We start from the raw sequence: 16418 nt of genomic DNA on the forward strand, positions 1-16418 counted from the left end.
ATGAGTACACATCAATTTCAACCTGATCTTCCGCCTCCAGCGAATACCGTTGGGCCAGTCGGTTGGTTAAGAAAAAATCTATTTAATGGACCTATTAACAGCGTCGTCACTGTGATTCTTGCTTACTTTGCTTTCACCCTATTATGGGCAATAGCGGATTGGGCATTCATCAGTGCCGACTGGATAGGAACCACACGCGATGCCTGTACTAGCGAAGGCGCTTGTTGGGTTTTTATCAGCGTTCGTTGGGACCAATTCATGTATGGCTTCTACCCAGAAGCTGAACTGTGGCGACCTCGCCTCTTCTACGCAACGTTGGCCATTTTTGTAGCCTTACTGGCTTATGAAAAAACACCTAAACGTACGTGGATTTGGTTGTTCTTCGTCAACATCTACCCATTTATCATTGCCGGCTTGCTATACGGTGGCGTCTTTGGGTTAGAAGTTGTTGATACCCATAAATGGGGCGGCCTATTGGTTACACTGGTCATCGCACTTGTTGGTATTGTAGTGTCACTCCCTATTGGTGTTGCACTTGCTCTTGGGCGTCGCTCAGAGATGCCGATCATTCGCAGTATGTGTACCGTATACATCGAAATTTGGCGTGGCGTACCGCTCATTACAGTTCTATTCATGGCTTCAGTAATGCTGCCACTCTTTTTATCAGAAGGGACAGAAACCGATAAGCTCATTCGAGCACTTGTAGGGGTAGTTCTATTCAGTGCAGCCTACATGGCCGAAGTAATTCGAGGTGGTCTACAAGCAATACCAAAAGGCCAATACGAAGCAGCTGATGCTCTGGGGTTAAGCTACTGGAAAAAGACTGGGCTTATCATTCTACCTCAAGCTCTTAAAATCACGATTCCTTCAATTGTGAACACCTTCATTGGTTTGTTTAAAGATACCAGTCTTGTTTTGATTATTGGTATGTTTGATGTACTAGGAATTGGCCAAGCCGCGAATACCGACCCTGAATGGCTTGGGTATTCAACAGAAAGTTATGTATTTGTCGCGTTAGTGTTCTGGGTGTTTTGTTTTGGCATGTCGAGATATTCGATATGGCTAGAAAACAGACTTCACACCGGTCACAAACGATAATTAACAAGATCAAGGACGTATTATGACGCAGCAGACAGAAAACAACTCTCAAGGTCTTATGATCGAGTTGAAAGACATGAACAAGTGGTACGGTGAATTCCACGTACTTAAGAACATCAATTTAGAAGTTAAAAAAGGCGAGAAAATCGTTATCTGTGGCCCTTCAGGCTCTGGTAAATCAACGATGATCCGCTGCATCAACCGATTAGAAGAGCACCAAAAAGGTCATATCTTCGTTTCAGGTAATGAATTAACGGAAGACCTAAAGAACATCGAAGCCGTGCGTAGAGATGTCGGCATGTGTTTCCAACACTTCAATCTGTTTCCACATCTGACGGTATTAGAGAACTGTACTCTGGCTCCAATCTGGGTCAAAAAGATGCCAAAAGAAGAAGCCGAAGCGATTGCAATGAAGTACCTAGAGCGCGTAAAAATCCCTGAGCAAGCGGACAAGTTCCCAGGTCAGCTTTCAGGTGGTCAACAGCAGCGTGTAGCTATCGCTCGCTCTTTGTGTATGAACCCTCAAGTGATGCTGTTTGATGAGCCAACGTCGGCGCTCGATCCAGAAATGGTTCGTGAGGTGTTAGACGTAATGGTTGAGCTTGCAGAAGAAGGCATGACGATGCTTTGTGTAACGCACGAGATGGGCTTTGCTAAAGAGGTCGCGGATCGCGTTATCTTCATGGATGCCGGTGAAATCATAGAAGAGAACAACCCTGTCGATTTCTTTGAAAACCCACAATCAGACAGAACGCAGAACTTCTTAAGCCAAATCTTACACCACTAATGTGTTATGATGCATAAACTACAGAGGCGGCTTAGGTCGCCTCTTTGTTTTCAGTGTTATAATTAGTTTTTCAAGATTATAAACAGCGATTCAGTGCGATTAAAATTGAACAACGAACCTTAACTGCACTTTAAGAAATACTTTGTTACACCTTGAGAAACACTTAACCGACTATTTTGATTATTATTTTACGTATACAAGAGGAATGAGAGACTTGATTTTTCGAACTTTCACCCCCATAAATGTACTAATAACTATTGAAGTCACCTTACGAGGAAGATTATGAACAGCCCTATGTTTTCACGCACAGCATCTCAAGAAAGTGCTCTGCAAACCAATAAAGTGTTGCGTAACACCTACGCATTACTGTCTATGACACTACTTTGGTCTGCTGTTGTAGCAGGCGTATCCATGGCGATGAACCTTCCTCGCCCGGGTCTTATTATCATGCTAGTTGGCTTCTACGGCCTACTTTTCCTAACAGAAAAGAACCGTGACAACAGCATGGGTCTAGTCTTCACATTCCTATTTACAGGTTTCTTAGGCTACACCATCGGTCCAATCTTAAACATGTACGTTGGCGCAGGCATGGGTGATGTCATCCTAACTGCACTTGGCGGTACAGCACTGGCGTTTATGGGCGCATCAGCTTACGCACTAACAACTAAGCGTGACCTGTCGTTCCTTAATGGCATGCTATTAGCGGGTTTCGTAGTACTACTTGTAGGTATGGTTGCAAACATCTTCCTACAAATGCCTCTACTATCATTGGCAATGAGCGGTATGTTCATCCTGTTCTCGACTGGTGTTATCTTGCTTACAACGCAAAACATCATTCGTGGCGGTGAAACAAACTACATCTCTGCAACGATCAGCTTGTACGTATCGATCTACAACATCTTCATCAGCCTACTAAGCATCCTAGGCATCATGGGCAGCGACGACTAATCGTTCCCATCATTGAAGAATATCTAGCCCAAGAGCCTACCTCTTGGGCTTTTTTGTATCTATAAGTACGATATTTCATTGGATAGCTACAATTTCTGTTGAGAAAGACAAACTTGGTCATGTACCCTATCCGCATAGTTAATTGGATTCTGGATTAAACATGTTTGAATATAACGGCAAGCAAATCGAAACCGACGCTCAAGGCTACCTATTGGATTACACGCAATGGGAAGAAGGCATGATTGAAATTCTTGCTCAAGACGAGGCGATTGAACTTACAGATGCACACTTAGAAGTCGTACATTTTGTAAGGAGCTTTTACGAAGAGTTCAACACCTCACCAGCGGTTCGCATGCTCGTTAAAGCAATGGAAAAAGCTCACGGCCCAGAAAAAGGCAATAGTAAGTACCTTTTCAAGTTATTCAAAAAAGGCCCTGCAAAACAAGCGACCAAGCTCGCCGGTTTACCTAAACCAGCAAAGTGCTTGTAAAACCTAACCCGCTTTAGGTCATTAAGTTACGTTCAATATAAAATACTGTAGTGCTACAACTACAGTATTTTAAACGCCCCTATGCGTACGTCTTGGCGCTCACTATCTTTAACTTGATGCATCACAACGTTGTCTACTGTTGCGCTCGAAGGGCCAATATAGAGCCAAGCATGTAACTTCTCAATTTGCTGACTCTCTCCGACAACTAACACTTCAACTCGACCATCATTTAAGTTCTTTGCATAACCTGAGAGACCCATAGCTTGCGCCTGCCTACTGGTGTGGTAACGGAACCCAACACATTGAACTACGCCTGACACGACAAAAATATATTGTGAACTTTCCATAACGTTGCCTCATAAATTATATGAATGATATAGTCGAGTTTCTATTCATTCACCGCTTATTGGTGGACTTACTTCGAGTATAACGATTATGAAAGAAATCCCATTTCGTTGGATTGACAAATATCTCATTCACCTAAAAATCCAAGAAAAGTTCTATCTACTCTTCTTATTGCCTCTTCTCGCCCTGGTTATATTAACTCTCGTTTTAGATAGTGCCGCGGACTCTTTACTTGCTCACCTTTATCAAGAAGAAATGCTCTTGATGAAAGGGCTTATCGAAGCGGGTCAACTCACTAAAGATCAAGTAGCTCAGCTTGTCAGCAGCTCTGAAACCATCTCTTTAGGCTACGGTGCTGGTTCTGTTTCAGTGATGAATGGAGCGTTCAGCCTAGTTGCTAACCATGACCAAAACCTTTGGTCTGCTCTATCGACGACTCAGGTTTCTATCATCGCTGTAACCCTAACGCTTATCGCACTAGGTGTTTACTACATCATGACCTTTATTGGCGGCGCGATGTTCTCTATGAACAAAGCTCTGAACACGCTTGCGAATGGCGACTTAACTTGCCGCATGAACTACTTCTTAGTTCGTGACGAGTTCAGTGAAATCGCGATTACAATCGATAAAGTTGCGGAGCGTGAACAAAACATGGTTCTATCAATCCAAGAGTCTGTCGCTCTCATGCAGCAGATCAGCTCGGACTTGAACCAGTCAACACAACAAAGTTCAGACATCTCAGGTAACCAACAAGAACACCTGAATAGCTTAGCAAGTGCAACGGAACAAATGGCGGCTACCATTCGCGAAGTCGCGACTCTTGCTCATGAGTCTAGCTCACAAACGATGGACGCTCGCGGCGTTGCTCAGAGCGGTCAAGTCAAGGTTTCAAATACACTGGAGTCTATCTCTAGCCTATCTCAAGAGATCCAGTCCGCTTCACAAGCAGTAGAAGAACTGGATGCCAACGCGGCGCAGATCGATGAAGTAGTCACAACCATCAACGGTATTTCTGAACAGACTAACCTGTTAGCGTTGAACGCAGCTATCGAAGCCGCACGTGCTGGCGAGCAAGGTCGTGGATTTGCTGTTGTTGCCGATGAAGTTCGTGCCCTTGCCGGTCGTACTCAGCAAGCAACGGTTGAAATCCAAAGCATGATTGAATCATTACAACGTAACAGTCAATCACTGACCAAGCTGATGGAAGTCACGGTGAACAATGCTAACGAAGGCCAAACACTGATGTCAGAAGTGAACGTCGAGATCGGTTCATTAGCGGAAAAAAACCAGTCTATTTCAGATAGCAGCACTCAAATTGCTACCGCGGCTGAAGAACAAGGCGTAGTCGCTGACAACATTGCACAGAGTGTTGAAGAGATTCGTCATCAGTCAGACAGTATCTGCGAGATGATCAGTAAGAGTAATTCCAATGTTGACCAACTTCGTAAACAAAGCGATACGATGGAAGGTTTGCTGACAGGTCTTAAAGCTTAATACTGATATCCACCACAATGTGTTGATTAATCATTACTAGGGCTGCTTCTGCAGCCCTTTCTTATTTGCTTTTCACCTGCACTTCCCCGACAATACCCCTCCTTCAAATTCAACAAACAGAGTAAATTATGACTCCTTCAATTCATCTAGCTAAAGGCCGAGATAAATCACTACGCCGCAAACACCCTTGGGTATTTTCACGCGGTATCGATAAGGTCGAAGGCGAACCAAAACAAGGTGAAACTGTAGACGTATATGCTCAAAATGGTCAGTGGCTTGCAAAAGCGGCTTACTCACCAGAATCTCAAATTCGAGCTCGTGTTTGGACATTTGAAAAAGAAGAGATCAACAAGGCGTTCTTCGTAAAACGAATTCAAGACGCACAGTCTTTACGAGAAGACATTATCGAACGTGATGGTCTAACGGGCTACCGCCTAACGGCCGCAGAGTCTGATGGCTTACCAGGTATCACAATCGACAAATACCAAGACTTTCTTGTTTGCCAACTGCTAAGTGCTGGCGCTGAGTTTAACAAAAGCGTATTGGTTGAAGCGTTAATCGAGTGCTTCCCTGACTGCAACATCTACGAGCGTTCAGACGTGGCAGTTCGTAAGAAAGAAGGCCTAGAACAAGTTGTCGGCGTTCTTCATGGTGAAGAGCCACCAAAATCTATCGTGATTGAAGAAAATGGCGTTAAAATCAGCGTGAACATTATGGAAGGCCACAAAACAGGCTTCTACATGGACCAACGTGATAGCCGCAAAGAATCGATGAAGTACGTTAAAGGCAAAGATGTCCTTAACTGTTTCTCATATACAGGTGGCTTTGGCCTTTACGCACTTAAAGGCGACGCGAAGCGTGTTATCAACGCTGACGTATCTCAACTTGCTCTTGATACCGCTAAATTCAACGCTGAACTTAATGAGTTTGATATCTCGAAAAAGCGCGCTGTATTCCTAAACGCTGACGTTTTCAAACTGCTTCGTGAGTACCGTGATCAAGGCACTAAGTTTGACGTAGTGATCATGGACCCACCAAAGTTTGTTTCAAGCAAGAATAACCTAACTTCAGGCGCTAACGGCTACAAAGACGTTAACATGCTTGCGATGCAAATCCTGAAACCAGGTGGCACTCTACTCACCTACTCTTGCTCTGGCTTAATGGGTACTGATTTGTTCCAAAAAATCATTGCTGATGCAGCATTAGATGCAGGCCGCACTGTTAAATTCGTAGAACGCTTCGAACAAGCAGCCGACCACCTAACAGACACTGCCTACCCAGAAGGTTTCTACCTGAAAGGCTTTGCTTGTAAGGTTTTATAATAGCCACAAAAAATAAAACCACCTTATATAAAGGTGGTTTATGTTTGGACAAGAGACCGAAGCTTATGCTTCGGTCTTTTCATTTACCCATCGGTATACTTTAGACCACTTTGGTCAAACAAGTAGTTGGCTAGGTCATCCGTCGCTACTCCCTCAAACTCAATCGATACTGAATCACCACCTTTAGTAACGGTAACAACAGAACCACCATTACCATTAGATGAGACTGAGTCTTTAATATCACCTAAAAGAGAATCGATTTCACTTGAGTCTAACTCTTCAAATAGTTCAGAAAGGTCAATTTTATCGCCTTCATTCACATCAAAATCTTTGATGACATCAGCGCTTCCATCTAAGTCTCCGTCTAACCAGGCGAATAAATCTGCTCCTTCCCCACCGGTCAATGTATCGCTGCCTTCTCCGCCAAATAAGAAGTCGTCACCCAAGCCACCATCTAAAGTGTCATCTCCACCTTGACCATACAAGATATCGTTACCCTCACCACCTGACAATTCATCATCAGCATCGTTTTCTGAAGCAGTACCGAACTCTTCTTTGTGACTAGTGACGTAATCATGAATCGTCTTAGCATCAACGTCAGCTAAACCCGAACTGAGTTTTTGAGCTACGTATTCTTGGAGCGTTAGCTCTGTCAAACCGTCATCAGCAAACAGCACTGGCTGATCACCAAACAATATGTCATCACCACTTTGTGCGGTTATCGTATCTTCTCCTGGAACAGCCTGTACCGTATCACCAGCGATTGCTTCAGCAAGGTCTTCTACTTTGATGTTGTGGTCAACCACTTTGTCTGTATCAAACATTTCTAACGTGTCTTTGTCGACATTACCACCAAGGCCAATAGCCTGTACCGCAGACAAGCCAGCTAAAATATTAAACATATGAACGGCTTGTGGGGTCACCTTATTGCTGCCTGTATCGGAAGCGCTGTATTTATCCCTAAATACAAGCTCATTACCATCAATTTTCAACTTACCAAGCCTAACACGATTACCATTGTTATCTAGATAAGGTGAATATACGTGCGCATGGTTATGGCCATGACCATTGTCATATTCAACAACCTTAACACCATTTACTTCTATGCTTCCTGATGGCTGTAAAGATGCTAAGTCAAAATCGGAACCAAGGATATCTTGTAAGCTTAGAGCTTCACCCTTAGATTTATCCGCATACATCCAGAACTGATCAAGTTCATCATCGTCCAAATCATCCTGTGTTGCTTGGTTAATTTCACCATCAGTGATAAAGAACGAATGATTAGTCGCGTCATTATCTGGTAGTGAATTAAACCAGTCTATCGCAGAATCGAAGCCAGCCTCATAGTTGGTTCGTCCTGAGTTGTCATCAATTATCGTGTTGAGGGCGTTCTCAAACTGAGTTTTAGGGTGAGCTGAACTCAAATCGATACTAATGACATGAGACGCATTAGTTTCAAATTGTGTTAGCAGCACGTTCACAGTACCTGAGTTTTCACCGCCTGCACTTTCAACTAACTTATCAAATGCCGCCTGCAATTCAGGCTTAGCGTCGGCAATCGTACCCTTCATACTACCGGAAGTGTCGAAAATAAACGCGATGTTGTAATCCTGCCCTGGGATAATTTGCAAGCCTGATGTATCGCCGATGACAATGTTACTGTTTTCATCAGTAATGATGTTATCAGATCCACTCTCACCCATTAATATACTGTGATTGCGGACTGATGCAGAAGATGTGGCATAACTGTCCTGTGAAGTACCATCCACTTCAACCGAAGTTGCTGTAGCCTTAAGTTCAAAGTCTAGGTCGCCTTGATAATCAGAAGGTACTCGAATCTGTACATCTCCAAGAACGTTACCTGCAGCATCAATATCTAACTCATAAGTTGCAACACCATTCTCAGATGAGACTGGCTCTACAGCCTCTCCATCTATTTCTAGCTTCAACCCTGAAGGAATCCCGGTTAGTTCAACTTTGTCGCTTAAGGTCTCGCTTCCATCGACATCAACAAGCGCAACTGACACATCAATCGGTAGAACTTGCTCTTCTAGAATTTGATAAGTGCCAGATTCATTGTCCAAACTCACGATAGTATCTTTGAATACAATCTGCTCTATCTCATAAAGGTGATCACCAGCTTCTTTATCACTAGCACCTACTTGGTCGGCCGTATCAATGAAACGTTTGTCTTCGACAATCCAATATGGAACTTCACTATGATCATCAGCAGGGAACCAACGTAAAACGTAGTCTGATATGTCCCCTGTATAAATAACACTGTCTACTTGGTTAAGATCATCGATCGAGCCTATACCTCCGTCAAAGTGGTCGTTATAAGCGCTTCCTATAAATGTATCACTTCCCTGTGTACCCGCCGATACATCACCGACAAAGTGGACAGGAGACAATGCTACATCATCTGGATTGCGCTGATCTTTCGCTATAAACAAATCATCTTTGTCAGTACGATCATCAGTAGTATCAGCGTTATTAATCACGTCTCCACTTGAGGTGAGTCCCTCAACAATATTACCCGTGTTACCCATTTCTAGTAGAGTGCCATTATTAAATAGATCTTTAACGGCCTGTTCGTCAGATGTATCGAAGCTAGGTTCCACTCGAATTGTTTTCAAATCACCAATAGTAATAGTAACAACAGGAGCATCAGCCACAGGCGTAATATCTACCGTAAGCGTATGTTCTTCTGACGTACCATTCTCGTTTACAGCCTTGAACTTAATTTCAGCGTAGTCATTCGATTTATTGCCTACACCATCAACATTAAAGCCGTCATAACCAGATTCGTTAATATCCGGATTAAAGCCAATCACGCCTGAAGTTAATTGAGCCGATGTAATCTGATTCGAGTTTAGTGGCTGCCAATTTGGCTCTTGATCAGTGCCAAGGTTAATCACCAACGCTCCATCGAGTGGTTGATGAGTTATCACTACATCGTTGCCAGACTCAATCCCAAAATCATCAATCGATAGCACTAAAATAGTATCTTCCTGTCCAAAGGCTTCCTTACTTTCAGCATCTGGTCCAACAGGTACTGGATGGACAATTAGCTCGAAGGCCCCATTCGAAATCTCACTGGTATCGCCGACAATCTCGTCTGAAATAGCTTCAACCTTAACGCTATAAGTGCCTGGCTCATCAACCTGAATCATCAGATCAGCGAGCACTGTTTCGGCAGTACCATTTGATGTTAACCAAGCAGATATATCAACTTCACCATCAGCATTAACAACAAGCTCCTGATCTCCAAGTTTAACAATTGAACCTTCAGGTAAACCAGACACGACGAGTCTCAACGTCTCTGAACCATCGGTATCAACAAGCTGCGTAGTGATCTTAGAGACATTGATAAAGGTATCTTCCAGCCCTTCATTAATATCGAACGCTGGGTAATAACCACCCTCTAAGGATTCATGTTCAACCTGTGTCCCGATATTAACTTTATCCTCAAGCGAACTTACATCAGGAACAATATCAAAGTTGTCCGTGTTAAAGTCTACGGGTTCATTGCCACCAACTGCGACACTGATAGTGGCATTACCTGGACCAGCCTCGTTGTCGTGGAATGCAGTAATTGTGTACCAACCTGATGCCGATGGTACAAAGGCTGAAGACTCATAGGTACCACCTCCACCCCAAGTTTGAGAGGCCATGGTTTCACCACCGACTTCAAGTCTAAATGAATCATCTGCATGACCACTAAACACGTATGACTCACCAGCAACTAGGAATACCAAACCAGTAAGTTTGCTCGAAATGTTTTCGATAGCTGGAGAGTTCTGAGTGCCAAAGTCTGGCGTCTGTGTGACTTCTGAAGTGTTGGCAGCACCTGCAGACTCGATAGCTTGTTCAACAACGTCCGGAGCGACACCGCTACCATTGTTGTAATCAAAGTCTAGGTTCTCCCATTGCTCTAACTTAAAACCTTCATCTAAATCTACATTTGGTGTATCTACTACTAACTTGGCAAGCGTCGTATCAGGGCGAATATCAATCGACATCGTCGTGCTAGAGCTGGTGTTGATGCCGTCCGAACTGTGGTAGTTAAACTCAGCATAATCTTGTTGATTATTACCAGTTACTACATTCTCTTCATCAGACATTGACGTACTAGATTCATAGCTTACTGGGTTGAATATCAAGAAACCTTGTTCAACCTGCTCTTGGCTTACTGATACTCCTGTGCCAATCGTTTCAGTATTTAACAGAACCCATTCATCAGTAGATTCGTTGTACAGATACATATCACCCGCGCCTGGAGCACTAGTGATAACAATCGACAATTCACTAGAATCTGCATCAGAAACGTTGAAATCGGCCCACTCAAACGTAATCGATGAACCTTGGGCTTGTGCCTCATCGCCAATGACATGTGAGTCCTGTGCTTGCGGTGCTTCATCATTATCGATGATCGTTGCAATACCTTGCTTGCCACCCACTTCGAGCGTGAAACTCTCATTTAACTCATCAATGCCGTCATCGTTAGTTGGTACCTTGATGTCAAACGACGTTACTCCCGCAGGCACAACAAGCTGACCATTAACAAGCGTCACGCCCTCAGTGAACTCTACGTTGTTGGTGAAATCTTTGTTATCACCGAGCTCAGCTGAACCGGAGTTTAACGACCAATCAAATCGAGTCTCTTGACTGCTTGTGCTAACTAGGTTCACGGTGAAGACAGCTACATCGCCTTCAATTACTTGTTCATTATTTGGATTAACCGCGTTGCTCACTGTATCGATAGTTGGAGCTTCATCGTTATCAGTAATGCTGCCCACTGCAGATTCACCATCAACAGTCACGGTGTAGGTTTCAGCGATCTCATGGAGACTGTCATCAATTGTCGGAATCAAGATTGCAAAGTCCTTCACTCCAATTGGGACAATCAGTTTTCCACTTTGCTGATCATAGGTGACGCCATTAGTAAAACGAACCTGACTCAAGTCGAGATCTTTTTCTTCACCCGAATCATTCGCAGCATCCGTGTTCTTACCAAAAGTAACGTCCAATACAGACTCAACAAGTGCACTTGAATCCAGAATTACTTTAAAGCCAAGATCATCACCTTCAACTACTGAGTCTGCTAGCAGGTCTACAGACGCAACACTAGAAGGAGTCGGTAAAGGGTTGACGATAACATTAACTTCAGCACTCGCGATTTGGCCATTATCATCAGTAACCTGATATTTAAACGTTGTTTCACCGACAAAATCATCGCCAGTTAAATCAAAGTATACGATGCCGTCTTTGATATACGCATTACCTTCCGTTTCACCGTATACATAGGTAATACGTAGATTGTCGCCATCTGAATCGATATCGTTATTTAGAAGCTCAGAACCGATAATGCCAGCAAGCTTCGATGTTGGAATCTCAAGAATGCCGCCTTGATTCACTGCATATGCGCCTTCACTAGAGGCTTTAAAACCAGTTAGGAAGTAATCTGACGCATCATTATCATGCGTTGCTTGGTTGGAATACTCAGTTGCTTCAAATACCACAGTATCAAATGCGATTGGCGTACCATCAGGAGTAAGCGGTGTTATTTCGTAAGTACCTTTATTGTTACCGTCTTCAGCAATAAACGTATCACCTGCAACCGCTACGCCATTGAGGTACGCTACCCAACTGCCTTGTTCATGGTTATCAGTGAAATCACCGTCATTACCTTCGTTTTTAAACAAGTTAGATACTGAAAATGTAAACTGAGTCGCAGGGCTATCTAAATTGATTTCAAACTTCTCAGATTGCTGTTCTGCACGATCATATTCAATCTGAGCACCCAATCCACCCACTTTGCCGGCAACACCAATCTTAATACCGCTGTGTGCAAAGTCTTTATCTTGGCCATTGAAGCTGGCACTCAGCTCAGCACCTTCAGCCGACCATGGAGAGTCGTTGTCTTCACTGAACTCACCCAGTTTAACTTCGAAGCCTTGCGGATCGTTATTCGCATTCAGGTCACCAGACTTATCGATAGTAACTGTCTTAACTTCACTTTCGTTACCATCACTGTCTACCGCTTTATATTCGAATGAATCTGACGCCTTAGCTTCAAGAGAAGTCAGCTCCCAGTTACCTGGTCCTTGTGTGCTTGCTTCCACCGAAACAATCTCAGCACCTTCAGGAGCGACAATCGTGACATTTTGATTATTGTGGGTGTCATCATAAAGGAAGGTTTTGTCTTCTGTGACACCATTACCATAATCAAAGGTGACTGTAATCTCGGCTCTTGATTGAACACTATCATCAGCATTTGGGGCAAACCAGCCACCCAAACCGCTTAGACCAACCGTTACTGAGTCCGCTGGACGAGAAGAGAAATCAATGTTGATTACCTCATCTTGGTGAATACCGCGATTAGTCGATACAATACCGAAACCCATATGGCCTTGCTGGCTGTTGTTCTGTACTAAAGGCTTGGCGTCAACGTTATTTCGACCTTCCGAGGTAATGGTGACGACATCACCATTATCAAACTTCAGTTCGCGAGTATACGCATCTACTTCATCACCCCAGTTATGAAACTCTGCAGTGCTATGAGGGCCTTTATCTAATGTGGATGTATCATCAACACCTAAGAAGAAGCCTGTTGATTCTTGGTCATCTTCATAAACGATGTTGTTAGGATCTGCATACGTCTGCCCAACTACCACTTCAACCTTGTTATTACCATCGACATAGTAAAGAGTTCCTGAATCAGGTAGCTCTGTGATGATCACACCGAGATTTGTATCTGCGTCATTATCGTTATCATCTTCGTCATCAGAAATATGGTCTGTACCATCTCCTTCGATAGCTCCCATTCCGGTATCGAAAATAACTTGCGAAGAGCCATCTGCATTGAGAGAAATAGAGAAGTCTTCAGCTTTTGGCGGGTTATCATGGCTGTCGTCAATAGCTACATTTTTATCAGCGCTAGACGTATCTAGCTTCTCAAATACATCGGTACCATCTTGAGTTACGGATACAACACTAACGTTAAACTCTTGTCCGACTTCGTATTCGTTGTCTTGTTCAGTTTGAATCTCAAAGGTCGCTGTATTTGTATTTGCGTCTACGTTTACAGTTATAACTTCAACAATATCTTCATTGCTCGCGTTTGTGTAAGAGTACTGAAGAGTAACCACACTATCTTCAGGCACTTGCTCACTTAGCGTAATCGTAAATGGGCTTGTCTTATCACCCTCAATAACTGAATCGGGACCAGTCAGCCCAACTGTAACGGTATCTTTATCATTTGTGTCTGTCTCATCGACAATCTTAGCTGTATCTGAGTCCTGTTTGTCATTTTCAACAAACTCGCTAGTTGAGCTAGCTTTTAGGGTTACAGTCTCTTCACCCTCAAGCAATTTATCATCAAGAACCTTGATGAAGACTTCTAAGCTACCCGAGCCGCTAGCAATAATTAGATCGGCAAGCTCCTGCTCTGAAAGCGCTTTATAATCTTGTCCATCTTTAACGTAAATATTGTCTTCGTAATCGACACCTTTAGTTGCAGAATCCCCTGCCGCCCCTAGTGTAAGAGCAAGACCAACGTTCTCAGAGACAAGCTCATCTAGGTTGATTTCAAAAGATAGGAACGCTTCTTCTGCTTCTGTCACTGGTTGGCCTGCCTTAACAGTTAGCTCGGCGACAGGTAATACATCAACATTCACTACAACCGTATCTGTACCACCGTTACCGTCCGACACGGTAACAACAAATGAATCATCTCCATCAAACTCGTTGTTCGGAGTGTACTTCCACTCGCCAGTTTCAGGGTCGATCTCAACACTACCGTTTGTAGGTTGGCTCACCGTGTAAGTCAGGTCAGTGTCGTCAATATCAGTTGCAGTAACCTTACCAGATACAGAGTTATCCTCTTTAGTCGATACGCTTATTTGATCAGTATCGCCAATCGGCACTCCATCTTTGACAAATATTGGGGCATCATTTTCTGGAGTGACATTAATCGTAACCACGGCGGTATCAGTACCACCTTTACCGTCAGAAACTGTGTAAGTAAACGTAGCGATACCATTGAAGTCATCCGCTGGAGTGTAACGAACGGTTTGAGAACCATCTTGTAGCTCAATTAACTCAACCTGACCGTATGTTGGATCAATCACTAAACTATCTAAAATAATTAACGTATCACCATCAACGTCAGAATCATTCGAAAGTAACTCGCTACTAGGGATATCGAGAGTTATATCTTCTTGTGTCTGAAGGCTTTTAATCACTTTTTGAAATTTGATATTGTCTAGATAAGTCCCACTCTTGTCGCCTTCAGTACCAACTTCTCTAAATGAAAGGGTATTTGAACCATCTCCACTACCACCTAATAATTCCAATAACTGAGTTTGCATTATGTTGCTTTCAGGGGTGATCGTAGCAATGACTTCGCCGTTCCAAATGACCTCAAGCTCAGCACTCGGCAATCTTTCGTACATTGCCGTATCAAAAGACAGTTGGTATAGGGTACCGCTTTCCACACCTTGAATTTGTTGGGTAAGGGTTACATTGTCACCGTTACCTTCCATATCAATCATACGATCGCCGTCTGTTTCATCAACAGCATAGCCTTCTTGAACTGAATCTAAAGCACCAGTTCTTGCATCGTAGGACCAACCATCTAGTTGGTCGATTCGAGAACCCCAACCGGCATTTGATACCGATTCATAGTCTTCAAAGCTACCATTGACGATCAGGTTATCACCTAATTCTCTTGAATCATCGTTCGCGATAGGGTCATCATTTACTGGTGTTACATTAACGGTCACTGTCGTAGTGCTTTTTTCACCATGAGTATCAACAATGGTGTATTCGAAAGTCGCTTCACCATTGAAGTCTTGGTTAGGTTCAAACACGACATTGCCATCTATCAGCTGAACAGAACCGTTTGTAGCATCGGTTGCGTTGACAGAAAAAATGGTTATGTCATCCCCATCAACATCGAAATCATTGGCTAGCAGCTCACTACCACTAATAGTAAGAGCCTGATCTTCTTCCGTTATGAGTTTGGGTGCATCTATTCCGGTAACTGTAATGTTATCGATGAACGCACCAAGCGAATCAGATTTACCCGCACCAGCAAAAGCGATTAAAGTAGCATCACTACTAACATCAAACTCAGCATTTGCTTCATACCAACCTTTGTTATCCGGACCATCTAGTGTTACAGAAATGCCTTCTGGAGCAGTCACTGTTCCATCCGCATGCAGCGTAATAGTTGTATTCCCAACAGTAAAAGTCATATCAGACGACGAGTTGCCGTCTTGGCGAGGGTTATAATCGAACTCTACCCTCAAAGAGTCTTGATCCGACGTATCAATTGATGTCGTCATCACCGTGTTTTTATGTGGGTCTAGCTCTGCGTAAAAATCACCGTCGGTAGCATCAACAATTAAGCCGTCTCGCTCAATCTCTATACCATTAGTAAAGTCCCATACCTCTGATGGGTCTTTAGAAACAACCGTCCAACCCGCTGGGTTTGCCATATTTTCGAATGACTCAGTGAGCAATATGGTTTCTTGAACGTTTTTGTAAGAATCACTGATGGCTACAGGCGCATCGTTGACTGGCGTCACCGTCAAGTTGAACGTGCTGTCTACCGGTGTGCTGCCATCTTCGTTGCCGTCTTCAACGTTAATATCGAAAGACGCCGACGTGGTTTCGCTGCCGTCATGTTTAAACGTCACTTTACCCGCCGCCAACTGCGCCACCGTAAAGCTGCTCGACGCGACGCCGTTCACTAAGATTGTGCCGTTACTCACGTTGCTGACCGTGAAGCTCACGCCTGTGTCCGTATCGTCAACGTCCGTGTAGCCAAGATCTGCCGCCGTGATGGTGTAGCTGCCTGCTTCATCCATTTCACCCAACAGATCGCCTGTCAGCTCCGGCGCATCATTCACTGGCGTCACCGTCAAGT

8 protein-coding genes are annotated in these 16418 nt (G+C 43.7%); 6 read left to right on the plus strand and 2 right to left on the minus strand.

From position 1 onward, the window contains the following. The 4 genes from AB4623_RS16670 to AB4623_RS16685 all read left to right on the plus strand — a co-directional run bounded on the left by AB4623_RS16670 (position 1) and on the right by AB4623_RS16685 (position 3323). Positions 1-1098: an amino acid ABC transporter permease gene (locus AB4623_RS16670; RefSeq protein WP_017059703.1), complete on the plus strand. Its 1098-nt coding sequence runs from the start codon at positions 1-3 to the stop codon at positions 1096-1098. Between the two features lie 22 nt (positions 1099-1120). Next, positions 1121-1885, plus strand: a complete 765-nt coding sequence (locus AB4623_RS16675; RefSeq protein WP_017059704.1) for an amino acid ABC transporter ATP-binding protein — start codon at positions 1121-1123, stop codon at positions 1883-1885. Between the two features lie 282 nt (positions 1886-2167). Then, the gene (locus AB4623_RS16680; protein ID WP_017057206.1) at positions 2168-2833 is read left to right on the plus strand and encodes a Bax inhibitor-1/YccA family protein; all 666 of its coding nucleotides are present in this window, start codon (positions 2168-2170) and stop codon (positions 2831-2833) included. Between the two features lie 160 nt (positions 2834-2993). Continuing rightward, positions 2994-3323 (plus strand): TusE/DsrC/DsvC family sulfur relay protein, encoded by a 330-nt coding sequence (locus tag AB4623_RS16685; RefSeq protein WP_017057205.1) that lies wholly within the window; start codon positions 2994-2996, stop codon positions 3321-3323. Between the two features lie 59 nt (positions 3324-3382). Here AB4623_RS16685 and yccX read toward each other — a convergent pair whose 3' ends face one another. Continuing rightward, entirely contained in the window at positions 3383-3670 is a 288-nt protein-coding gene (gene yccX, locus AB4623_RS16690; protein ID WP_017059706.1) for an acylphosphatase, read from the minus strand. An 88-nt stretch (positions 3671-3758) separates the two neighbouring features. Between yccX and AB4623_RS16695 the strand changes: the two genes are divergently transcribed. After that, positions 3759-5162, plus strand: a complete 1404-nt coding sequence (locus tag AB4623_RS16695; RefSeq protein ID WP_017068925.1) for a methyl-accepting chemotaxis protein — start codon at positions 3759-3761, stop codon at positions 5160-5162. A gap of 128 nt (positions 5163-5290) precedes the next feature. After that, the gene (locus AB4623_RS16700; RefSeq protein ID WP_017059708.1) at positions 5291-6484 is read left to right on the plus strand and encodes a class I SAM-dependent methyltransferase; all 1194 of its coding nucleotides are present in this window, start codon (positions 5291-5293) and stop codon (positions 6482-6484) included. An 83-nt stretch (positions 6485-6567) separates the two neighbouring features. On the opposite strand, the gene AB4623_RS16705 is transcribed toward AB4623_RS16700, so the two are convergent. After that, on the minus strand, positions 6568-16401 hold the full coding sequence (locus AB4623_RS16705) for a tandem-95 repeat protein (protein WP_372146898.1): 9834 nt from the start codon (positions 16399-16401) through the stop codon (positions 6568-6570). Between the last annotated feature and the right edge of the window lie 17 nt (positions 16402-16418).

It is taken from the genome of Vibrio sp. 10N.222.52.C12 (assembly GCF_041474215.1).
Classification (GTDB): domain Bacteria; phylum Pseudomonadota; class Gammaproteobacteria; order Enterobacterales; family Vibrionaceae; genus Vibrio; species Vibrio crassostreae_C.